This is a genomic window from Pullulanibacillus pueri (assembly GCF_014639255.1).
Classification (GTDB): domain Bacteria; phylum Bacillota; class Bacilli; order Bacillales; family Sporolactobacillaceae; genus Pullulanibacillus; species Pullulanibacillus pueri.
In genome coordinates, this window is record NZ_BMFV01000008.1 from 101,379 (window position 1) to 122,115 (window position 20,737).

General features: G+C 40.8%; 26 protein-coding genes and 1 riboswitch. Of the genes, 5 read left to right on the plus strand and 21 right to left on the minus strand.

All coding sequences use genetic code 11. From position 1 onward, the window contains the following. Positions 1 to 118: 118 nt before the first annotated feature. Genes gcvPB through gcvT form a run of 3 tightly spaced genes read right to left on the minus strand, consistent with a single transcriptional unit; the run spans position 119 to position 4,047 of the window. Positions 119 to 1,594: an aminomethyl-transferring glycine dehydrogenase subunit GcvPB gene (gene gcvPB, locus IEV91_RS07320; RefSeq protein WP_188496769.1), complete on the minus strand. Its 1,476-nt coding sequence runs from the start codon at positions 1,592 to 1,594 to the stop codon at positions 119 to 121. After that, on the minus strand, positions 1,587 to 2,942 hold the full coding sequence (gene gcvPA, locus IEV91_RS07325; protein ID WP_229745457.1) for an aminomethyl-transferring glycine dehydrogenase subunit GcvPA: 1,356 nt from the start codon (positions 2,940 to 2,942) through the stop codon (positions 1,587 to 1,589). The genes gcvPB and gcvPA overlap by 8 nt, the downstream gene beginning before the upstream one ends. Positions 2,943 to 2,952: 10 nt before the next feature. Beyond that, positions 2,953 to 4,047, minus strand: a complete 1,095-nt coding sequence (gcvT, locus tag IEV91_RS07330; RefSeq protein ID WP_188496771.1) for a glycine cleavage system aminomethyltransferase GcvT — start codon at positions 4,045 to 4,047, stop codon at positions 2,953 to 2,955. Between the two features lie 168 nt (positions 4,048 to 4,215). Continuing rightward, positions 4,216 to 4,309, minus strand: a riboswitch (glycine riboswitch). 127 nt (positions 4,310 to 4,436) lie between these two features. On the opposite strand from gcvT, the gene IEV91_RS07335 reads away from it, so the two are divergent. Continuing rightward, the gene (locus IEV91_RS07335; protein ID WP_188496772.1) at positions 4,437 to 6,122 is read left to right on the plus strand and encodes a DEAD/DEAH box helicase; all 1,686 of its coding nucleotides are present in this window, start codon (positions 4,437 to 4,439) and stop codon (positions 6,120 to 6,122) included. Further along, positions 6,100 to 6,891 (plus strand): YqhG family protein, encoded by a 792-nt coding sequence (locus tag IEV91_RS07340; protein ID WP_188496773.1) that lies wholly within the window; start codon positions 6,100 to 6,102, stop codon positions 6,889 to 6,891. The genes IEV91_RS07335 and IEV91_RS07340 overlap by 23 nt, the downstream gene beginning before the upstream one ends. A gap of 292 nt (positions 6,892 to 7,183) precedes the next feature. Here the strand turns inward: IEV91_RS07340 and IEV91_RS07345 are convergent, their stop codons facing one another. The 10 genes from IEV91_RS07345 to IEV91_RS07390 all read right to left on the minus strand — a co-directional run bounded on the left by IEV91_RS07345 (position 7,184) and on the right by IEV91_RS07390 (position 12,503). Next, positions 7,184 to 7,384, minus strand: coding sequence for a YqzE family protein (locus IEV91_RS07345; protein WP_188496774.1), 201 nt, complete (start codon positions 7,382 to 7,384; stop codon positions 7,184 to 7,186). A gap of 15 nt (positions 7,385 to 7,399) precedes the next feature. After that, entirely contained in the window at positions 7,400 to 7,918 is a 519-nt protein-coding gene (locus tag IEV91_RS07350) for a shikimate kinase (protein WP_188496775.1), read from the minus strand. After that, positions 7,919 to 8,308 carry a competence type IV pilus minor pilin ComGG gene (gene comGG, locus IEV91_RS07355; protein WP_188496776.1) on the minus strand — a complete coding sequence of 130 codons (390 nt, stop codon included), beginning with the start codon at positions 8,306 to 8,308 and terminating at the stop codon, positions 7,919 to 7,921. Further along, positions 8,308 to 8,745, minus strand: coding sequence for a ComGF family competence protein (locus IEV91_RS07360; RefSeq protein ID WP_188496813.1), 438 nt, complete (start codon positions 8,743 to 8,745; stop codon positions 8,308 to 8,310). The genes comGG and IEV91_RS07360 overlap by 1 nt, the downstream gene beginning before the upstream one ends. After that, positions 8,724 to 9,056, minus strand: coding sequence for a competence type IV pilus minor pilin ComGE (gene comGE, locus IEV91_RS07365; RefSeq protein WP_188496777.1), 333 nt, complete (start codon positions 9,054 to 9,056; stop codon positions 8,724 to 8,726). The genes IEV91_RS07360 and comGE overlap by 22 nt, the downstream gene beginning before the upstream one ends. Beyond that, the gene (gene comGD, locus IEV91_RS07370; protein WP_188496778.1) at positions 9,040 to 9,513 is read right to left on the minus strand and encodes a competence type IV pilus minor pilin ComGD; all 474 of its coding nucleotides are present in this window, start codon (positions 9,511 to 9,513) and stop codon (positions 9,040 to 9,042) included. The genes comGE and comGD overlap by 17 nt, the downstream gene beginning before the upstream one ends. After that, positions 9,510 to 9,821 (minus strand): competence type IV pilus major pilin ComGC, encoded by a 312-nt coding sequence (gene comGC / locus IEV91_RS07375; RefSeq protein WP_188496779.1) that lies wholly within the window; start codon positions 9,819 to 9,821, stop codon positions 9,510 to 9,512. The genes comGD and comGC overlap by 4 nt, the downstream gene beginning before the upstream one ends. Before the next feature lie 37 nt (positions 9,822 to 9,858). Further along, the gene (gene comGB / locus IEV91_RS07380) at positions 9,859 to 10,890 is read right to left on the minus strand and encodes a competence type IV pilus assembly protein ComGB (protein WP_188496780.1); all 1,032 of its coding nucleotides are present in this window, start codon (positions 10,888 to 10,890) and stop codon (positions 9,859 to 9,861) included. Continuing rightward, the gene (gene comGA / locus IEV91_RS07385; RefSeq protein ID WP_229745458.1) at positions 10,877 to 11,953 is read right to left on the minus strand and encodes a competence type IV pilus ATPase ComGA; all 1,077 of its coding nucleotides are present in this window, start codon (positions 11,951 to 11,953) and stop codon (positions 10,877 to 10,879) included. The genes comGB and comGA overlap by 14 nt, the downstream gene beginning before the upstream one ends. A gap of 166 nt (positions 11,954 to 12,119) precedes the next feature. After that, on the minus strand, positions 12,120 to 12,503 hold the full coding sequence (locus tag IEV91_RS07390) for a Spx/MgsR family RNA polymerase-binding regulatory protein (protein WP_188496781.1): 384 nt from the start codon (positions 12,501 to 12,503) through the stop codon (positions 12,120 to 12,122). Between the two features lie 359 nt (positions 12,504 to 12,862). Here IEV91_RS07390 and IEV91_RS07395 point away from each other — a divergent pair, with 359 nt between their 5' ends. After that, on the plus strand, positions 12,863 to 13,108 hold the full coding sequence (locus IEV91_RS07395; RefSeq protein WP_188496782.1) for a DUF2626 family protein: 246 nt from the start codon (positions 12,863 to 12,865) through the stop codon (positions 13,106 to 13,108). Positions 13,109 to 13,147: 39 nt separating this feature from the next. On the opposite strand, the gene IEV91_RS07400 is transcribed toward IEV91_RS07395, so the two are convergent. Together IEV91_RS07400 and IEV91_RS07405 are read right to left on the minus strand one after the other, a co-directional pair. After that, positions 13,148 to 13,864, minus strand: coding sequence for a class I SAM-dependent methyltransferase (locus tag IEV91_RS07400; RefSeq protein ID WP_188496783.1), 717 nt, complete (start codon positions 13,862 to 13,864; stop codon positions 13,148 to 13,150). A 79-nt stretch (positions 13,865 to 13,943) separates the two neighbouring features. Continuing rightward, the gene (locus IEV91_RS07405; RefSeq protein WP_188496784.1) at positions 13,944 to 14,573 is read right to left on the minus strand and encodes an MBL fold metallo-hydrolase; all 630 of its coding nucleotides are present in this window, start codon (positions 14,571 to 14,573) and stop codon (positions 13,944 to 13,946) included. Between the two features lie 177 nt (positions 14,574 to 14,750). Here IEV91_RS07405 and IEV91_RS07410 point away from each other — a divergent pair, with 177 nt between their 5' ends. Further along, positions 14,751 to 14,936: a DUF2759 family protein gene (locus IEV91_RS07410; RefSeq protein ID WP_188496785.1), complete on the plus strand. Its 186-nt coding sequence runs from the start codon at positions 14,751 to 14,753 to the stop codon at positions 14,934 to 14,936. A 224-nt stretch (positions 14,937 to 15,160) separates the two neighbouring features. On the opposite strand, the gene IEV91_RS07415 is transcribed toward IEV91_RS07410, so the two are convergent. The 3 genes from IEV91_RS07415 to IEV91_RS07425 all read right to left on the minus strand — a co-directional run bounded on the left by IEV91_RS07415 (position 15,161) and on the right by IEV91_RS07425 (position 17,940). Then, positions 15,161 to 15,520, minus strand: a complete 360-nt coding sequence (locus IEV91_RS07415; RefSeq protein WP_188496786.1) for a hypothetical protein — start codon at positions 15,518 to 15,520, stop codon at positions 15,161 to 15,163. A 172-nt stretch (positions 15,521 to 15,692) separates the two neighbouring features. After that, positions 15,693 to 16,883 (minus strand): M14 family metallopeptidase, encoded by a 1,191-nt coding sequence (locus IEV91_RS07420; protein ID WP_188496787.1) that lies wholly within the window; start codon positions 16,881 to 16,883, stop codon positions 15,693 to 15,695. Between the two features lie 82 nt (positions 16,884 to 16,965). Beyond that, positions 16,966 to 17,940 (minus strand): ROK family glucokinase, encoded by a 975-nt coding sequence (locus tag IEV91_RS07425; RefSeq protein WP_188496788.1) that lies wholly within the window; start codon positions 17,938 to 17,940, stop codon positions 16,966 to 16,968. A 217-nt stretch (positions 17,941 to 18,157) separates the two neighbouring features. Between IEV91_RS07425 and IEV91_RS07430 the strand changes: the two genes are divergently transcribed. Then, complete coding sequence (locus tag IEV91_RS07430) at positions 18,158 to 19,087, plus strand: hypothetical protein (protein WP_188496789.1); 930 nt, start codon at positions 18,158 to 18,160, stop codon at positions 19,085 to 19,087. Positions 19,088 to 19,089: 2 nt separating this feature from the next. Here the strand turns inward: IEV91_RS07430 and yqgO are convergent, their stop codons facing one another. Genes yqgO through IEV91_RS07445 form a run of 3 tightly spaced genes read right to left on the minus strand, consistent with a single transcriptional unit; the run spans position 19,090 to position 20,696 of the window. Further along, positions 19,090 to 19,290 (minus strand): protein YqgO, encoded by a 201-nt coding sequence (gene yqgO, locus IEV91_RS07435; RefSeq protein WP_188496790.1) that lies wholly within the window; start codon positions 19,288 to 19,290, stop codon positions 19,090 to 19,092. 51 nt (positions 19,291 to 19,341) lie between these two features. Continuing rightward, positions 19,342 to 20,139, minus strand: coding sequence for a DUF92 domain-containing protein (locus tag IEV91_RS07440; RefSeq protein ID WP_188496791.1), 798 nt, complete (start codon positions 20,137 to 20,139; stop codon positions 19,342 to 19,344). Then, entirely contained in the window at positions 20,133 to 20,696 is a 564-nt protein-coding gene (locus tag IEV91_RS07445) for a 5-formyltetrahydrofolate cyclo-ligase (protein ID WP_188496792.1), read from the minus strand. Before IEV91_RS07445 ends, IEV91_RS07440 begins: the two co-directional genes overlap by 7 nt. Positions 20,697 to 20,737: the final 41 nt, after the last annotated feature.

Below are 20,737 nucleotides of genomic sequence, written 5' to 3' on the forward strand. Positions count from 1 at the left end.
TTATAAAATTTTTATAAACTTAAGGGGAACATGAAGGATTAAGAAAATTTATTGAAGAAATTGATTTTATCCATAAGAAAAAGCTTGGGTAGTGTCCCCAAGCTTTTTCTTATAAAATCTATTGTTTAACAGGTGTTGGTTTTTCGTATTTTAACACTGGTTGGCGCGCAGCGAGTGTTTCATCGAGACGGCTGATGACCGTATGGTGGGGTGCCTCTTGAACGACTTCCGGGGTTTCCTCTGCTTCTTTAGCAATTTGAATCATCGTGTCTGCAAAGGCATCTAAAGTTTCCTTTGATTCGGTTTCAGTCGGCTCAATCATCATCGCTTCATCTACAATCAATGGGAAGTAGATCGTTGGTGGATGAAAATCAAAATCAAGCAGGCGTTTCGCAATATCAAGTGTCCGAACGCCAAGTTTCTTCTGACGCTTACCAGAAATAATAAACTCATGCTTACAATGATGGTCAAAAGGTACCTCATAATAAGGGGCAAGCCGACGGAAGAGATAATTAGCATTCAGCACCGCATCCTTTGACACTTGTGCAAGCCCCTCCGGTCCCATTGTGCGAATATAAGTATAAGCTCTCACGTTGATACCGAAATTTCCATAATAAGGCTTCACTCTACCTATTGATTCAGGTCTATCCTCGTCAAAACGATAACCCTCTTCTGTTTTCACGACTTGAGGCTTCGGCAAATATGTCGCGAGTTCTTTTTTAACACCCACAGGACCTGAACCCGGACCACCGCCACCATGAGGGCCTGTGAAAGTTTTATGAAGATTTAAGTGAACCACATCAAATCCCATGTCACCCGGACGCGCAATCCCCATAATTGCATTGGTATTCGCTCCATCGTAATAAAGCTTGCCCCCTGCTTCATGAACAATAGCGGCCAGTTCTTCAATTTCCTCTTCAAAGAAACCTAATGTATTCGGATTCGTGAGCATTAAAGCAGCGGTATCTTCACCGACAACACGTTTTAAATCTTCGAGATCAACAAGACCTTTATCATTTGATTTGACGGTCACCGCTTCAAATCCCGCCACTGTCGCTGATGCTGGGTTCGTACCATGAGCCGAATCTGGCACAATGACTTTCGTTCTATTAAAATCTCCATTCGCTTCATGATAGGCGCGTATAATCATGAGCCCCGTCCATTCCCCATGGGCACCTGCTGCTGGTTGAAGCGTCACTTCGTCCATTCCTGTGATGGCCGCTAAATTTCCCTGAAGTCGGTACATTAATTCCAAAGCACCTTGGACGGTCTCTTCACTCTGATACGGATGAATATGAGCAAATCCATTTAAACGCGCGATATCCTCGTTAATCTTAGGATTATATTTCATCGTACAAGACCCGAGTGGATAAAAGCCAGAATCCACCCCATGATTACGTTTGGATAACGCCGTATAATGCCGGATAATTTGCAGCTCTGAAACTTCAGGAAGCTCCGCATCTTCCTCACGAATATAATCCTGAGGAAGAACGTCTGAAACCTTAACCTCTGGCACATCAAGATCAGGTAAACTATACCCGATGCGTCCAGATTTACTATACTCAAAGATTAATGGTTGATCGCTTTTAGTCATGAAGAACGCCTCCTAATGCACTAACAAAATCTTGTATGTCTTTTGCACTCCGTTGTTCCGTAACTGCAACAAGCATATGGTTTTTATAAAGATCTGACACTCTGCCTAAGTCAAATCCCCCAATAAAGCCTTTCTTCAGCAATTCACGATTGACCTCTGCTACCGGCTGACCACAATTAACCACAAATTCGTTAAAATAGGGCTTGCTGTCCCATACTTCAAAGCCCTTTTCTTTTAACAAGGTTACGGCATAATGAGCCTTTTGGAGATTCTGATAGGCTATCTCTTTAACGCCTTCCTTTCCTAGTGCTGTCATTGCCACAGAAGAGGCAAGCGCATTTAATGCTTGGTTCGAGCAGATGTTTGAGGTTGCCTTATCTCGACGAATATGTTGTTCACGAGCTTGCAGCGTAAGCACAAAGCCTCTCTGTCCCTCTTCATCAACCGTTTGCCCAACTAAACGTCCAGGCACTTTACGCATATTTTTCTTTGTGGTGGCAAAGTAACCACAATGAGGACCGCCAAAAGAAGCGGAAATGCCAAGCGGCTGGCAATCACCGACAACGATATCAGCACCCATGGCCCCAGGAGGCGTTAATAAACCCAAAGATAGAGGATTACTGGATACGATAAACATCGCTTTTTTGCTTGAGTGTGTTAATTGCTCAAGTTCTTTAAGTGGTTCAACATGACCAAAAAAGTTTGGGTATTGCACGATAACGGAAGCCGTCTCATCATCAACTTCCTTATTAAGGGCATCAAGATCCGTAACACCTTCAACCACAGGAATTTCCACCACTTCAAGACGCTGGCCACGAGCATAACTATCAATGACCGCACGTGCTTCAGGATGCACAGCTTCAGAAACAACGATCTTACGCTTTCTCGTCGTTCCAGCACTCATCAGTGCGGCTTCCGCTAAAGCGGTTGGACCATCGTACATCGAAGAGTTGGCGACATCCATTCCGGTTAACTCACAAATCATCGATTGGAATTCAAATATCGCTTGAAGTTCCCCTTGTGAAATTTCAGGTTGATAAGGCGTATACGCAGTATAAAATTCAGATCTAGAAATCACATGATTCACAATTGAAGGAATGTAGTGGTCATAGACACCCGCGCCTAAGAAGGAAGGCGTTTCCTTCGTATTGATATTCTTTGCTGCCAACTGAGACATAAAACGGTAGAGATCCCCCTCAGCTAATGATTCCTCTGCATCCAAATTCCCTCTAAAACGTACGGACGCCGGAACATCGGAAAATAAATCATCCACGGAATCGACACCGATGACTTCAAGCATTTCTTTGCGATCCTGTTCTGTTACAGGCAGATACCTAAACTTTGACATGTTCATCCCCCTATCGTTTATAAAAAGGTGCTTTGACGATTATAGCTTTACGGCGTTTTCCACGAATATCAACGTCCACTTCGGTTCCTAAAGCGGAGTGACTTTTATCGATCAATGCTAACCCTAGATTTTTCTTGAGTGTTGGCGACTGTGTCCCTGTCGTCACTTCACCAATCTTTACTTCTTCCAAATAAACGTCATAATGGGCGCGCGGGATCCCTTTATCAATCATTTCAAGACCAACAAGTTTGCGAGGAATCCCATTTTCTTTTTGCGCCTTCAAAACCGATTTTCCAATAAAATCACTAGGTTTATCGACTTTAACGGCAAAACCAATGCCTGCTTCAAGAGGCGAAATCTCCGGCGTTAGCTCTTGACCATATAAAGCATGTTTGGCTTCAAAGCGTAAAGTATCACGAGCCCCTAACCCACATGGAAGAATCCCTTCCTCTTCCCCTGCGTCAAGAAGAGCGTGCCATAGGTTCACAGCCTCTCCCCATGGACAATAAATCTCAAACCCATCTTCTCCTGTATAACCTGTTCTTGAAACAAGACTTTGTATGCCACCGACATTGACAGCATCCACAAATTTGAAAGCACCTAAAGAGCTTAAATCAATCTTCACAAGCTTCTGAAGTACTTTTTCAGCTAATGGACCTTGAATGGCAATTTGAGCAATGTCATTTGAACTATTTCTGACCGTAACCCCTTCTGGCACATGGGACAAGATCCACTCAAAGTCCTTATCCGTATTTGAAGCATTCACGACAAGTAAAAAATCTTCAGACTCTTTTTTGTAAATAATAAGGTCATCAACGGTACCGCCATTTTCATAACACATCGCTGAATATTGTGCGCCACCCACCTGTAATTTGGAAACGTCATTAGTCATGAGATATTGAAGAAAATTTTCAGCTTCGCTTCCCTTTACTTCGATTTCTCCCATATGTGAAACATCAAAGAGTCCAACACGCTCCCTAACCGCTTGATGCTCTTCTTTAATGCTGGAAAACTGCACCGGCAGGTCCCAACCTCCAAAATCGATGGTCTTGGCCCCTGATTTTTTATACACTTCTGCCAGCGGCGATTGCTTTAAATCACCCATCCAATCCCTCCCTTTCCTATTTCGACAAAAAAAGACACAAAAAAAGACAGTAGGAAACATACTACGTATGTTCCTCTGTCCTTTTAACCGGAAAGTTTACTCCAAGCATCATGGTTTACCTATGATGTCGGGCCTCGTCGGTAGCTACTAGAGCACTCTCCAGAGGTGCGTCTAACAAGAGTCTTTTTGCCTGAGAGATTCACACGTTTTTGGCTTGCTCCTTCGGCGTCGTTTTAGAAACGATCTCTCCCCTTGTCATCATTCGCCCACATATATTTTTTTGTTATAAGCTTTAAAGTATTCGTGAATACTAACTATCATTATCCTATCATTACACTTAGCCGTTGCGCAATAGAATATTTGTTTAAGATGAGAATGGGAGGATCTCGATGACACAATTACCTAAGATCACATTTGATCGTTCTTGGTATGAGCCCTTTATAAAGAATATTGAACAGGATGGACCTTGGGCAGACTGGGAATTATATCGCCTCGCATACGAATCTGAGAAACAATTGTCCGTCCCTCATTTTAGAGGTTTAGTCGCACCTGATCATTTGCCTGAATTACAGCTCTTGCCTCATCAAAGAGAAACAGCAGAAAGAGTCATAGAACAGATGCATGGTAAGGCAATACTCGCTGATGAAGTGGGACTAGGTAAAACCATTGAAGCTGGTCTCATCATGAAGGAGTATATGATTAGAGGATTAGCCAAAAAAATTCTAATCTTAGTGCCGGCCTCTCTCGTCCTACAATGGGCAAAGGAATTAAACGAGAAATTCTATATCCCTGCGGTACCCCAGAGAAAATCCTATGTCTGGGAGCAATGTGATGTTGTGATTTCTTCCATCGATACTGCTAAGAGAAGCCCTCATGCAGATATTATTTTAGAACAAAATTATGACCTCATCATTATTGATGAAGCCCACAAGCTTAAAAATCATAAAACCAAAAACTATCAATTTGCTCAAAAGCTGAAAAAGAAGTTTTGTCTCTTACTCACCGCAACCCCTATTCAGAATCGTTTGAGCGAGCTTTATTATCTCGTTACCTTGCTTAAACCTGGCTATCTTGGAGATGCAGAGTCTTTCTTTGAAGACTACCGTTCTGGAAAAAACAAAGTCAAAAATGAAGAAAAGCTGCGTGAGCTCGTCAATCGGGTCATGGTCCGAAATCGTCGAAGTGAAACAGAGATGGATTGGCCAAAACGACATGTTCAGTCTATTGAAATTCCTTTGACCCCTGAGGAGCGGCAATTGTACGACTCACTCTCTCGTTTGAAAGATACAGACTTTATCCAAGGCTTCTCCCTTCTCACTCTCCAAAGGGAAACCTGTTCGAGTCGGGAAGCGCTCTATATGACGATAAAAAAGATGCTTGAGGCCAACCAAAATTCAGTATTCCATGAAACCCTTGCGCCCATCGTTGAAAATATCCAAGCCGTTACGACGAATTCAAAGGCCGAAAAAGCTTTAGAACTGATCCAATCGATTAATGATAAAGTGATTATTTTTACTGAATACCGCGCCACACAGCTTTATTTGCAATGGTTCCTCAAACAAAAGGGGATTACCTCCGTTCCTTTTAGAGGTGGCTTTAAAAGAAGTAAGAAAGACTGGATGCGGACGCTCTTTCAAAACAATGCTCAGGTTCTCATTGCAACCGAGGCGGGTGGAGAAGGGATCAACCTGCAATTCTGTCACCATGTGATCAATTACGATCTCCCTTGGAATCCCATGCGTATTGAGCAGCGGATTGGTCGTATCCATCGCCTTGGTCAAGAACACGATGTCCATATTTACAACTTTGCGACCAAGGATACTATTGAAGAACATATTTTACATTTGCTTTACGACAAAATTAATCTCTTTGAAAACGTCATCGGGGAACTCGATGAAATTCTTACTCGATTAGACCTAAAGGATATTGATAAAGAAATTGCTGATATCTTTACGCATTCCGAATCGGAAGGAGAGATTCGCATTAAGATGGATAACTTAGCGAGTGTTATTCAGGCTGAAGGTATGGGCTCTGAGGAAGGGGATGAACTCCGTGAAACAGGAAGCGATACATGAGTATTTATTCCATTATTTCAAAGCCAGTGGCTGTGATATCTTAGAGGCTAGACCTGGCTTTTTAAAGGTAAAGCTCACGATTGAGTTGGATAAATTACTAATGAACCGGCCCTTCTATTGGCACTATGTTGAAAAAATTGGGCAAACACCCGAGACTCAGACGTTAATTTTAAAAACAAATCCTAACGAAGAGGAAGGGGAATTTGTTCATTTTGGTTCCCCCCGCCTGCACCAAATTTTCGCCTCAGCGCGGGAACTTTCTCCTTCTATCCGTCTGTATGAGGTCCAAAAGGGTCAAACCGGACAAACCGCCCTCTATCCTTGGCTAGGTCTTAATGCTAAAATTAGCTATTGTTCAGACTGGAAGCGTGATTTTATTCTATCGTTAGGCTTAAATCTTGTTAGTGGCATGGTCGTCAAATCATTCCAAGAAAGTCTGGAAAACATGGCCCTAACACCCAAAATTCCTGATTACTGCTATACCTTATCGCCCATGATCAAACCAATGAGCGGCTTGACCCGGCTTGAACGTGTGATTGAATCCATTATTTCAGAGGATGATCACACTTGGGCCGAAGAGGCAAGAAAAAGATGGGAATCGGATTTAAGTCTCTTAACACAATTTTATGAGGATTACGCCGGCGAAGAGGAGCTTTTAGAAACCTTTGAAAAAGAAAAACAAGCCCTCCAGGAGCAATACGAACCTAATGTAAAAATTAACATTATTAATGGGGGATTATTTTACCTAGGGAACCACTCCATTGCTTAATGGGCATTATACTCAACCTCAAAATGACCGAGTGAAAACCACTCGGTTTCATGCTGTTTGAGACTATTTCTATGAAGCAATAAGACTAACGCTTACCTAACAGAGCATGATACATCCATTGCACCCAGACCTTATTAAGCCATCGAAAGCGTTTTAATACTAACCTGCTCTGGAAGATGGACAAATTGATTGCCCCAGAACCAACACCTCCCACTCTAATGACGCATAAGCTTATCCGTCTAAACTAAAAAACCCGCCCCTCTGTAAACTGCGGGACAGATTTTTTACGCTTTTAATGTCTTCGGTTAAACATTCTTTTGATATTACTGATGTAATGGGAACAGGCATAAGGTAAAAGGCCAAAGAGGTGATAATGCACAGGCCCTCTCATATCTTTTCGTTCCTCACGCTGTGTTTTGCGTTCATCTCGAGGCCGATTCATATATTGCACAAATTGTTCTGTTAAATATTTGACATAATCATTCGAATTCAAAAGACATCACCATGATTATTTTACCCAAAATCTGCTATCTCTAGTCAAGAAGCCCGTGATTTCATCGACAATGGTATCCACCGATTTAAATGAGGTATTTACTGTGTAGTCAGCTTCTAAATAAAGGGGAAGACGCTGATTAAGCAATAAAGTCACCTGTCGTTCTCTGTCTTCATTCAATAATGGTCGGGTAGTATCCTCTGCCGTTCTTTCCAAAACAACTTGAGGATCAGAATGAAGAAAAATCACAATCCCGTTATTCTTCATAAACTTGCGATTCGCCTCAGTAATAATAATGCCACCCCCTGTGGTTACGATCGTACTTGGCCAAGCAAGGGTTTGCAGGACTCTTTGCTCATACTGACGAAAAGCCGCCTCTCCTTCTTCTTTAAAAATAGAACTAATCGATTTTTTACAGGCCTTCTCAATCATCTCATCTGTATCGACAACATTCATTGATAAACGCTGTCCTAATTCACGACCTACCGTTGTCTTCCCGGCGCCCATAAATCCAATGATGAATAAAGTTTCCATTTAATCCACCCACTTTATAATTTTGTCCTTATCAATATTGTAAGAAAATTGAAATGTTGCTTGGTGCTCAGGAGGAACAAGTAGAGTGACCTCTATCTTTTTCTCGTCTTCATCTCCGTCTACCACCTGATAATGAATCGTTCCTACTGTATAGTTCAGATCATCCGTAGTTATTAACATTGGATCTTTGCGTAATCGTTTCACGATATCCCGCGCTGCCATTTTCTTTAATTCCTCTTCTTTGACAAAGAGTGTTCGTTCTTCAACTATTTTCCGATCTAGTGTGAGCTGAGAGATATCGTATAAGATAAAGGCTGAAAAAAAGAACACCATGATTAAGGTGACAGGCAATATAAATCCTGCTTCTTTAATAACACTTTCTTTCTTCATTATTCTATCATGTTTAAGACCGTCCAACGATACATCTTTCCTTTCAAATCGACAACTTCAATAGAAACGAGCGCGGGTTCTTTTTGACAGCTAAAGCGATTTAGCGCTTTAATTACCACTTCATTCCCAGTCGCATTCACCTTTCTTTGAAGATATTGACCTCTCATTTGGAGCGTGATTTCCTGATTATCCTTTCGAAAGTTTAACCTGTTTGAAATACATTCTATATGTGTAGCGCCGACAAGCTCCATTTCGGTTTGATGAAAGAAAAGCCAAATATCCTTTCTACCCACTTCATCATTGGCAGATTGACGAAAGGTAACCGTTGCGATGGAGGCAAGTAAAATGACTAAGAAACAGAGCACAGCCAGCGCAATCATAACGGATAATAAGGTAAAGCCAGTTTGCGAGTTCTTCAGTGTATTCCCTCCCCACATAGCTCCCTCCCCCTCTTTATTTGACTTTGCCACATCACGCATACTTTCCCGTCATCCCCCCGAATATCCCAGTTCAAATGAAAGGACATCCCCGATTGCTTCACAATCGAGGGATGTTTTGAAGGATCGCTTATCCAATGGTTAAGAGCATTATTTAATACGGATAAAGCTTCTTCCTCTTGTACAATGGCCTGTCTTTCTTGAAGGGTATGCATGTAAATCGGAATTAAAAAACTGGAGCAAACCGTAATGACAACAAGAGCAATTAATGTTTCCAAGAGTGTAAAACCTTTTTCATATCGCTTCCACATAAAATCTTCCTTGTCCTATTAAAAATGTCAATTTATAAGCGTAATGAGCCGACTGAAAGATGATTGACCCCGCTTGATCCACAGAACCTTTGTAATTAAATTGAATGGTTAAGCTGTGGGTATTCTCGTTAATATCAACGCCTGGTGGAATAGGTAACCGATAGATCTCATGAAATATATCCGTCTGAACCGTCACCACACGGTCACTTTTATTAAAATGGAGGACCACCTTCCTCTCCTCTGCTATGGCAGTAAACTGTGCTAAATAAACAAGATTCTGGATCTGTAATTCAAAGCTTTTTAACCCTTGATGTTCATGGAGAGTGGCTGATTTTAGGAAAACAAGGGGAAGCACCATGAACATAACCGAGAGGACCAACATGACTTCAATCAAAGTGTAACCTGAAGACTTCTCCTTTTGTTGACGCCATTGCCTATCGTTATGGAACTGCCTCAATTTTCACCTAGAACCACTTGACCGTCAGCATCTAAGACTAATGTCTCATCACTTGGACAAGTAATATTCTCCACGTAACCATCAGTCTTAAGTGTTTCTAAATCTGCCGGCAGTTCACCGGTATCCGCTTGGTAAGCAGCAACTTGGCTCTGTAAGAGATTCATGGTCGCTTCGCAGGTTTTACTGGCCGCAACTTCATGGCTCTTCGTCATGCTAGGGATAACAATCAATAGCAATATGGAAATTATAGCCAAAACTATCATCATTTCAATCAAAGTAAACCCATTCTCCTTTTTAACAATTTTCACTTATCCTTACTCCTCTCAATTTCATTTTTTTATTACTTTAAATGCCATCAATCATATGAAAAATGGGTAACATGATGGCTAAAAACAGAAGGATAATCAGTCCGCCAAATAGGACAAAAAAGAGAGGTTGAATGACGGCCATTGAATGTTTAATTTTTTGTTCCATACTCTTTAAGACAACCGAACTATAATCCGATAACATAGCTCCCAAGCGTCCATAGGCATTCCCATTGGAAATCACAACCGCTAATTCCTGTAAATAAAAAGAGCGTTGCTTTATAACTTCACCGAGCGTTAAGCCTTGATTTAATGTCGCTCTCATCATGACGGCTTCATTTTGAAAAAAAGGTTGGTAATGTTGTTCAGCCATCATCACAAGCGCCTCATTAACAGACATCCCTATTTTCAGTAACCCCCCCAGATGAAGGGAAAATAAATAAGTGAGATATAATTTGGCATAACTTGAAACTACCGGTATCCATAGTAATAAAGCTATTTTTTTCTCGGTAGAAATCACTTTTTTAAGAAAGAGGAAGAGGCTGACGATACAGCCCACAAAGAGAGCAAGGAAGATTAAGATACTTAAAAAATGTCCACTGAAAACAAGGAGATATTTTATAAAACGAGGTTGTGGGAGTGCCATGGAGGCGTAAATTTGTTGAAAGCTGGGCAGAAGATGGTTGATGGCGATATAAAACATAACACCAAAAACCCAGAGGAGAAAAAGCGGATAACGAAGGAGTCTATCTAAGGTCTTCTTTTGTTTAACACGAAAATGCAATAGACGGCCACTCTCTTGAAAACCTTCAGCTAGATCGCCCCGCTTTTCGGCAAAATAAAGATAACTACATATATCTTTTGAAAACTCATGATCATAAAGAACATCTGCAAGCGGGGTTCCACGAGAAAGTTGTCTGAGGATGTTATCAATGGACCGCTGAGTGATTTCGGTTTGTTGGTAAGCTTGCAAGTGGATGGCCGCTGAGAGTGTATAGCCTTTTTCTAAACTTAGTCCAACGTGGGTTAAAAACTGAGCCTGATCCTTCTGCTTCCACTTACGGAAAAACATCTTTATGCTCTCCATAATTTAGGGCATTATCTTGGGGCAAGTAACCTAATGAGGCTGCTTGACGATAGTAATCCTCCAAGCGTTTATACGGTCGCATTGTCTTGATCTCACTTGTTTTCAATAAATCACGAAGAGGCAATCCCGTAAGAATTTCAAATATGGCGGTCTGGCGCTTTTTAAAGGTTTTAAAATGAGGGCAGTCCTTCTTGCAGAAGCTTCCACAACGCGGGCACTGTATATTAATGAGCCGTTGGGCCACGACACCCACGAGTGTTTCTTTGAGATCAAAACGACTGATCCCGAGCTCCATGAGACGTTGAAGGGTGCGAACAGAGTCTGAAGCATGAATGGTAGAAAAGACAAGATGACCGGTTAAACTGGCACGAATCGCAATTTTAGCCGTTTCGCTATCCCGAATTTCTCCAACCATAATGATGTCGGGGTCATGCCGTAAGATCGCTTTAAACCCTGTATCATAGGTGAGGTTAGCCTTTTCATTAACCTCCATCTGGAGAAAATTTTCCGTTTGTTTTTCAACCGGATCTTCCAATGTTACAATCCTTGCATTAAATCGACGTTTGGCAGCAGTCAAAAGGGCATACATCGTAGAAGACTTTCCAGAGCCGGTTGGGCCTGAAAACAGCAATAATCCGTGCTCTACATTAAGAAAACGCATGAGTTGGGCAGTAGACTCAGAAAAGATAGAAAGATCGGAGACTTGGGTGTCCATCGCTTGGGGCAGTAAGCGAATGACAAGACTTTCGTTATATTTCGTCGGTAAGGTAGATAAACGAAGGTTGACAGGTTCATTATGAATAAGCGTATTTAATGCGCCATCCTGTGGCCGACGTCTGTCACCTATATCCATACCTGCACGAAATTTAAAATGGGAAATCATACGTTCAGCAAAATCTGTGGGGAGAAGGTCTAACTCAAAAAGATGATGATTGACACGGAGTTCGATGAGGATGTCCCCTTTGCGTGGGACGAAGTGGATATCTGAGGCATTCATCTCATAGGCAGTTTGTAGAATGTCCTCACTTTTGGCCTCTACTTCATTCAATGAAACACCTACTTTCCATATTAATTTTAACTCACACTTTAGTCATTCGACATCTTTCTCTCTATCCCTTCTTTTTATTTGATTTTTTTAAATTTTATTTTTAAAGTGCCTTAATAAAATGGAACGTGAACTCGTCGCTTTTCACGTTCCACCTCATTTTTTCACCTTAAGAGACATGTTTTGAAGAAATCCTTTTTTGATCATTTAACATTTGCAAACGATTGGGATTAAAACCGACGATTAAGTTTTCACCATCTGTAAGTATGGGGCGTCTCAACAACTTTGGCTTATCATGGAGTAATTGTAAAACTTCACTCACCTTTAGATCATTAATATCGACCTCAAGACTCTTAAACGTTTCACTTCTTGTCGCCAAAATTTCTTTCAATCCATCATTGGTCAGTTTAATAATATTCATTAATTCATCAATATCAGGTGTCTCTTTAAAAATATGGCGTTCTTCGTAACTGATTTGATTCTGTTTCAACCAAGCCTTCGTTTTCCGACATGAGGTACAACTTGGATAGGTGTAAAATACCATCTGTGACATCTGTCAACTCTCCTTACGTTTTCTTCCTTTATTCAAATTGTTCCCCTATTCTTATAGTTTATAAACACAATTGAGACAAAAAATTCCTATTCATTGAATTTTGCAAGAAAAATCTTAGCTTACGCCAAGTCCTTATCCATGAAATAAGTTTTTCTACCGATCTCTTTATTGCTTCGATGGCTTATACTCTCTTATTTTTCAAAAAACCTTGAAAGCTTTTTCGGTTTTGACTGGCTATTTTTATTCTTGTCAGGGTATAATAATTAAAGGGTTTACATTTGTTTTTTTGAAATATTTACATTTAATACACCATTGTTTATAATCACTGTATATGGAATGCGTCAGGAGGGATTTTGCTTATGTCAAATATGTATCGAGTAATGGCATTTTTCACTTGTGCCTTTGCAGTTATGGCTCTTGCCGGTGGCTTATTACCAATGGCTTTCATTTTCTTCGCCAATACTGTGCTTTTCGTCGCTGTAAGCTTCTTGAACTTATCTGAGCGTATGTACATTTATATTTTCGGTGCCTACTTAACTTTATTCTTTGTCCTCTTTACATACTGGTCTGCTTTCATGATGGACACTGCTAGCAGCACCCAATGAAAAAAATACCGCCAGGGTGATTTCTTCCTGGCGGTATTTTTATGCATGAGCAATATAAATGCGATAATTCAATTCGTGATACTTATCCATGATTTTTATATGACTTAACCACACACCAAAGGCTTCTGCATCCATTGATTGTGATAAATCAATAGAGGGTGCACTTGGCATCTCCATGTTATATTTAAGAAAATCCAGACCATTATATATCTTCACCTGTTTAAAGCCCGCTTGTTTCATCGCCGTTTCCCATTGTTGTTCAGTCAGGACATGGTGAATTCCGTACACCTGTTTAATCTCATGTTCTTCCTCAGGGGTCAGCTGGCGTTCAGATGTCATTTCAATATCAATAAGTATCCCCTCGGCTCTCAATACACGATGATATTCCCGCAATGTTTTCTCAATATTAGTAAATACTGTGACCGATTCTGCCAGGACTTTATCAAAGGCATCATTCTTTAATGGAAGATGTTCTACATTTGCTTGTAAAAGTTCTACGTCCGCTGCTTCCTTCTGAATTCTTTCTTTTGCCCGGGCGATCATTAACGGGTGATTATCGACAGCAACAACATCACTTGCATAATGTTTTGCCAGATAAACTGAGGTTTCTCCTGTTCCACAACCGACATCTAAAATACGTTCTCCTGACTTTAATTGTACAAAATCTAAAACGGTTTTAGTTAAAGGAAGGCCACCTGGATGGGCACTAGATATCCCTAACTTGGCCAAGAAGTCTAAATATTTTTTATCGTTCACTTCAATTCAAGTCTCCCCTCCATACATCGTCACACTATCGTATGAAGAAGAAGGCAATTCCGTTCAACGTTTACTAGCATTAGACGAGAAAAGGATTGGTTTGTTTCTCATAGCCTATCGTTGTTTCCATGCCATGACCTGGGGCGACAACCGTGTGGGATGGTAATGAAAATAATTTATCATTAATACTCTGTATAAGAACGTCCTGATCGCCTCCATATAGGTCTGTTCGGCCAATGCTCCCGTAAAACAAAGCGTCTCCTGAAAAAACAACGGCATCATCGTCAAAATAATATGCGACACTGCCTGGAGAGTGTCCAGGGGTTTCTAAAACCCGACAATTAAAATTGCCAATCTGTAGGTTTTGTTCCTCCGTCAATACATGCTCAGCCGGCTGACATCGACAGGCCTCCACCATAGGAAACAAAGTGGAACCATTCTTTTCTGGGTCAGAAAGCCACTCTTGCTCATGAGCATGTAGATATACAGGAAGATGTAACGTGTTTCTAATGGCTTCTAATGCACCGATATGGTCAAAGTGAGCATGAGTTAATAAAATAGCAAGTGGCTTGAGAGCATGATCCTTAATAAACGTCATCACCTTCTCAGCCTCTGCACCAGGATCAATAATAAGTGCCTCTTTATTGTCATTCTCAAGAATATAGGCATTGGTTTGAATCGCTCCCAAGGGCATCTGGGTCCATTTCATTCTCGTAGCCTCCCATAATAATATTTATGTATGAACTTATTTTACTAAGTATATCCTATAGGGTAAAGTCTACCTCCCATTGCAAATACGTTTTATCCCTCGACAAATCTTCAGCAACAGGGTAGAATGAAAGTGTATACATAACGGTTATAAAAGACAAAAGGAGGTTGAAGCTAAATGGTTGTAGGGATTATTTTCTTGTTAATTGCACTATTATGCCTTCTTGCAATTATCCGTGAAGCGAAGAGAAGAAATTTCTTCGGCGCCGGCTATGCTTTCATTTGCTGTATTGTCTTAGGATGGTTTGCCCTTTACACAATTATTGATATCATGCATGGTGGCGGTGTTTCTGTGGCAGGTTGATGACATCAACCTGTCTTTTTGTGCTTTAGGCATTAGAAAAAGCGAGCAAAGTCCGGTCCTATTAAAGCAATGAAAAAGTTTTTAATACCAAAAGGCACCGTCAGCACCAAGTGGATTGGAGCGGAAATCAACACCCTACGCTCTATCAATACCCCAAAAAATTCAACTCATCAATTCTTTATTACAAAAAAGGAGCTATTCTTTTTAGAATGCTCCTTGTGGACTTATTCATCTATAATTTCCGCTAATTGATGGATTTTTTCTTTGACATTTGAATATTCTCTTCTCCGTATAAAGAACGTATGATGTTTTAATTCAAAAGGAATATGTTGATCGGTTAAATAGTGCTTAATCTTGATGCAATCATCGCGTCCATTTTTTACAGAAAAACGCATCATTTCCATCTCATCTGGGAGATGCTCCCGACACCAGGCACGAATACGTGGACGAAGTTTTTTGGGATCGCTTTCATTAAAGAGATGGATGCCTTCTGTCTGATTTTGTTCCACTTTGTAGACCCTATAGATACCTTCTTTATTCTTTACTGCAATAATCATGACGTCATATCCTGTATCTGTACGCATAAAGCAATAGTCCAAGTGGTTCACATCCTCTCAATTTTCTTTTTTATTAGTATAGCAGGTTTTATATAAAATAGTAAGCGTTTTCATAATTTGTTACCAGTTTGTCACAATCGGAGAGATGTCCATATTTTTAACTTAAAAAGAAAAAGAGAAGGGTCCCCCCTCCTCCGCTTTACATATAAAAATTAGCTAAAAAAATTCCCAAGGTTTTCTGATATATTTCATTAAATTGCTCTAAAGGAAGGGGATGTTCACCACGTCCTAATTCGACTGTAAACCCTGGTCGCTGCCATTGGTCAATAAACCAATCTTTATAGCCTGCGTGACTATCTAAATTACGGACTGGAGCATATCCACTCACTCTGGCAAACTCCTTGGCTATAGCTTCAGATTCCACTGGCTCTCTTCCCTCATAGCCCCAATAGATCTCCTCACCTTGTGTATGAAGGGCAATGATCCGATCAAATTGTTTTTCACGAGCAAGTTCTACCATTGCCTTTGACTCGGGTTCACTTAAAGGTGACGGGCCCGGATAATTTTCAGGTGAGGGTTCTCTCTCTTTTCGTTCCGCCTCGATTTCCCAGCCTGCTGGAATTTGATTATTAAGGTCAACGCCTTTAATATTCGCTTTCCATTTAGAAAAATCAGAGCTTCCTTTATTAATATTTAACACAGATTCCCTTTGGTTACCAGCTGCCTCTAAACCATGAATGGCTAAATCAACACCATCTGGGTTGACCATCGGGACAATGGACAATGTGGTTTCTTCATAAAATGGCGCCACACTTAACCCTCTCATTGTCCGGCGATTCGTCAACGCAAGAAGATATTCATTTAAAAATAACATTGTGACGGGTGTCGTGATCCATTCACGGGCATGAAAAGAACCATTCACATGTAACTTCTTTGGCCCATGACCAACGGTGACTTCAGGAATGGATTTTCCTAACACGGATCTCCCAATAGATTCCTGAGTAATAAAGGGGTACACCGCTTGTAAGCGATTGATGTCTTTGAGCATCATGGCATAATCATAAGGTTGATTGGTTTTAATGATCGGCCTTGTAATACGAATAGGAACATAGACCGCTTCCCCTATTTTTAAGTTATGTGGATCTGTTTCCGGGTTCATTAGAATAAGGGCATCCAGCGGAATTTGTCGTTCTGTGGCAATACTCCAAAAGGTATCGCCTTTCTTGATGGTCACTGTCTGTTTCACGTAACCCGGAATGGACAGTTTTTGTCCGACTTCAAGCCGTTCCGGATCAACCTTTGGATTACTTGCGATGACCAAAGGCAAAGGGACATCAAATACTTGACTAAAATATAATAAAGTATCGCCTTCGCGTACGGTTACCTTCACGCTTTCTTCCCTCCCTAGCCATTCACCTGCTTACTTCATTCTATGAAGAAGTCGGCAGAAAATATGTGGGATGTAGAGAAAACTATAGACGATTAAGTTTTTTGTTGATAAGCCAAGCACAGCCAATAACGCCGGCATCGTTGCCAAGAGTAGCTCTCACAATTTCTAAGCCCTGATAAACACCTGGAAGGGTCAGTGCTTTTATGTGTCGGTCTAATGGTTCCAATAAAGTCTCTCCAGCCATAGAAACACCGCCGCCAATGACCAATTTTTGAAAGTTCAATAGAATTGCTACATTCGAGAGCGCTAAGCCAAGATGATAAGTGACATGATCCACAATGGATAAAGCATAAGCGTCTTGATTTCTTGCAGCATCAAAAACATCTTTTGTTGTTAAATCCTGTTGCTTTTGGAAAACAGTATAAAGCTCACTCTCAGTATGCTTTTCAAGCCCTTCAATAGCTAAACGCCTAATCCCCGTTGCAGAAGCGACGGTTTCTAAACACCCTTTCCTTCCACAATTGCAAGTATAGCCCCCGTCCGTGATGGAAGTAATGTGACCAATTTCCCCTGCCATTCCCCCAATACCATGTATTATGGCGCCATTGGAGATCACACCTCCACCGACACCCGTTCCTAAAGTAATGCAAAGAAGGTCTTTTGCCCCTTCACCAGCGCCCTTCCACATTTCGCCTAAGGCCGCTAGATTAGCATCGTTATCCACAGCAACTGGCAACCCGATCGCTTCTTCCATCTTCTCTTGTAGAGGGTAATTTTTCCATCCAATATTGACCGCTTCAAAAATGGACCCGTTTTCAAAATTAATGAAACCAGGTGCACCCATCCCTAATCCCACTAGCTTGTCTTTTGTTTCACCTTTTTGCTCCAGCTTTTCTTCTATACTTTTGGCGATATCTCGCGTGATAAAGCGCCCTTTCTCTGATAGATCGGTGGGTATTTCCCATTTATCTATGATGCGACCTTCGTCATTAATAAAGGCCATTTTAATACTTGTACCGCCTAGATCGACGCCCACTGTCCATTGATTCTTTTCCATCACAATCTCCCCATCCTTCACTGAAATACGTTTATCTTAATTAAACTCTTTTTCTACTATTTTTATTTTCCCAAAAGTCACACGTTCTGTCCATTCAATCTTACTTTTAAAATAAAAATTTTGGCATCTTATGAACGAGGAATAGAGAAAGCCGCATAACTTGAACCCATTTATGCATAAAATGGGACAAAACCCTGAGAGCTTAGGAGAATGAGTGATGAAACAAAAACAAAAGAATTTGAACCAACAGACTCAAGCAAATCAAAACACTCCGCAATCCTTAAGATCCTTCTCGTTCTGGAGTTGGTTAGTCCTTCTCTCACTTTTTGTCGCCATCTTTATTTATTTCTTAAACCATTACCAAGAAGCTGAAGAAAGCCTAACCTACTTTCCTGAAGACTCACATAGTTACTTCAAGCACACAGAAACCTTACTCTCTTTAGAAAGAAAACCATCAGGATATGCGTTGAAATGGCAAATCTCTTCTCAAACCAATCAATCCACTTATCTCCGAGAAGATCTTTCATTATTATTTGAAAACGGTCATTTAATTCAACTATATTCAAAGTGGAAACAAAATACAGATACGCTTCATCACACGCAAAGCCTAACTATTCATCAAGCCAGTCATTTTGAAACCATTAGTATACATCATGCTGAAATTCATCATGCTGATCAAAAAATTAATAGTAAAGATAAGATGAGCTATGCTCATCTTTATGTAACAAAAAAGGCCTCGGATGAATTGGATAGTTATCACATTCCCGTTGAGCCTACTGAAAAGCAATGGAACGAGACCTTTGATCAATCACAACAACAGGAATGGCATGACATCATTACCCAGGCAGAAAAGAAGTATCATTTTGATTCTCAGGACTATTATAGCTTTCCATTGAGCTATCTCCATGTATTTGATACAAATGCCTTACCGGGTCTCAGCATAAAAACAACCCATAGAGCGGTAAGCCAACTATGGGAAGGATTGTATAAAGGGTATATTCAAGGGATTCAGCTGTCACACCAGAAAACAGTCAGTCCTCTGCACAGTTCGATGCCATTAATTTTATATCGTCATAAAGCAGATCAATTTCTTATCGTTATTAAGACTGCAGATGGGAAGATCGCTTTATTAAAACAAAACATCTAAAATCATCCTTCTGTTTGGCGTGATTTATTCCATTGCTGCTTAATAAAACGACAGCCATCAGCAAGGGCATCGCCATCAAATAATTTAAAGAGACCCCGAATGGCTTCAATACTCACTAAAATATTCATTAATTTATAGCGATTCTTATATAGAAATACACCAATAACCATCAAGACAAGATACCTTAGGATGAACCCCTTCATGATAAAACCTCCACGCTCATTTTTACTTAATATGTGGAGAAGGACGACGTTTTATCCAAGATTGATAAAGAAAAACAAACTTCCCATACAACCCGCCAAGAGACTCGATAGGCCATTAACCAAATTATTAGTCATCCAAGAAACACCGGCAACCTTTATAGATACCCGTTCACAATGGTCTTTAGCATCGGTGAGCGTATGGCAAACAGCACATTGATAACGCGCTTGAAGGAGTCCGCCTAATAAAGTGTCAATAAATTGACCTAGCCAGCCGAGCACACTCAAGCAAATAAAAGAAACGAGAATCAGTGTTAACCCTTGGTCAGAATAAAACATGAGACTACTCAACAAGGCGATCAAGCTGCTCCCTATTAAAGCAGCAATGGAGCCCGTCCAAGTCATAGCACCCGAAAGGCCTTTAGGGACTGGTCTTCTTAATATAAGATGATAGGGCGTCCCTCCTCTAATCGAACCGATCTCTGAGGCCCAAGTATCAGCAGTCGCTTCTGCCACTGAAACTACATATATCGCTATCCAAAGAGGATGGGGCCACAAGCACCCGCCTAAAGCGGCTAACAAAGGCACCCCTCCATTAGCAAGCACTTGATAAAGCGTACGCTGCTCGGATGATGTTTTCTTTTTTCCCGCACGTTTATTAATCAAACTAATAAGGTTACTGGATATAAAAAAAACGAAAATAACTAATAGTCCTTGAACAGCAAACGCACACTGGATGAAAAAGCCCATAATCACCATGCCAATAGCAGCCCAAACTGTGAGCCATCTTTTACTTACCGCCAGTCCAGCAACCACCAGTAAACATAGCATGGCGAGAATGAAAGTTAACATTTCATCACCTTTGTCGGGGTCACAATGACATCCACTGGAATATCGTGGGACTCATGGGGAAGCACGTCATAAATTTGTTCATCATAAGCCAGCGCTAGCTTCGTCGCTTGGACCCCTTGCAAAAAGCGATCATAATAGCCACCACCAAACCCAATACGATAGCCTTGTCTATCAAAAGCTAAGCCAGGCACAATCACAAGATCCAAGCTCGCCCTTTCAATTGAAGAGGTTTCTTCAATCTTCGGTTCCTTTAATCCATAAAAAACGGTTTCTAACTGCTGAAAACTCTGCAATCCTCTAAAATCAAGCCGTTTGGTTTTTGGCAAACATTTAGGAACCGCTACAGTTTTCCCCTCTTCCCAAGCACGCTGAATAATCGTTCGTGTCTCTATCTCAATTTCACCAGAAACAGTAACCGCAACTCTCGAAGCAGATTGCCAACTGACATGCCGAAAGAGGCTCTCATGAATTTGTTTGACTTTTATGTACTCTCTTTGTTTATTGACGTTCTTTAAAAATTGCTTCATTTCCTCACGGATTTCTGTTTTCTTATCCATGTCCATCCACCTTTGGAAAAAGTAAAAAAACAAAAGAAAAA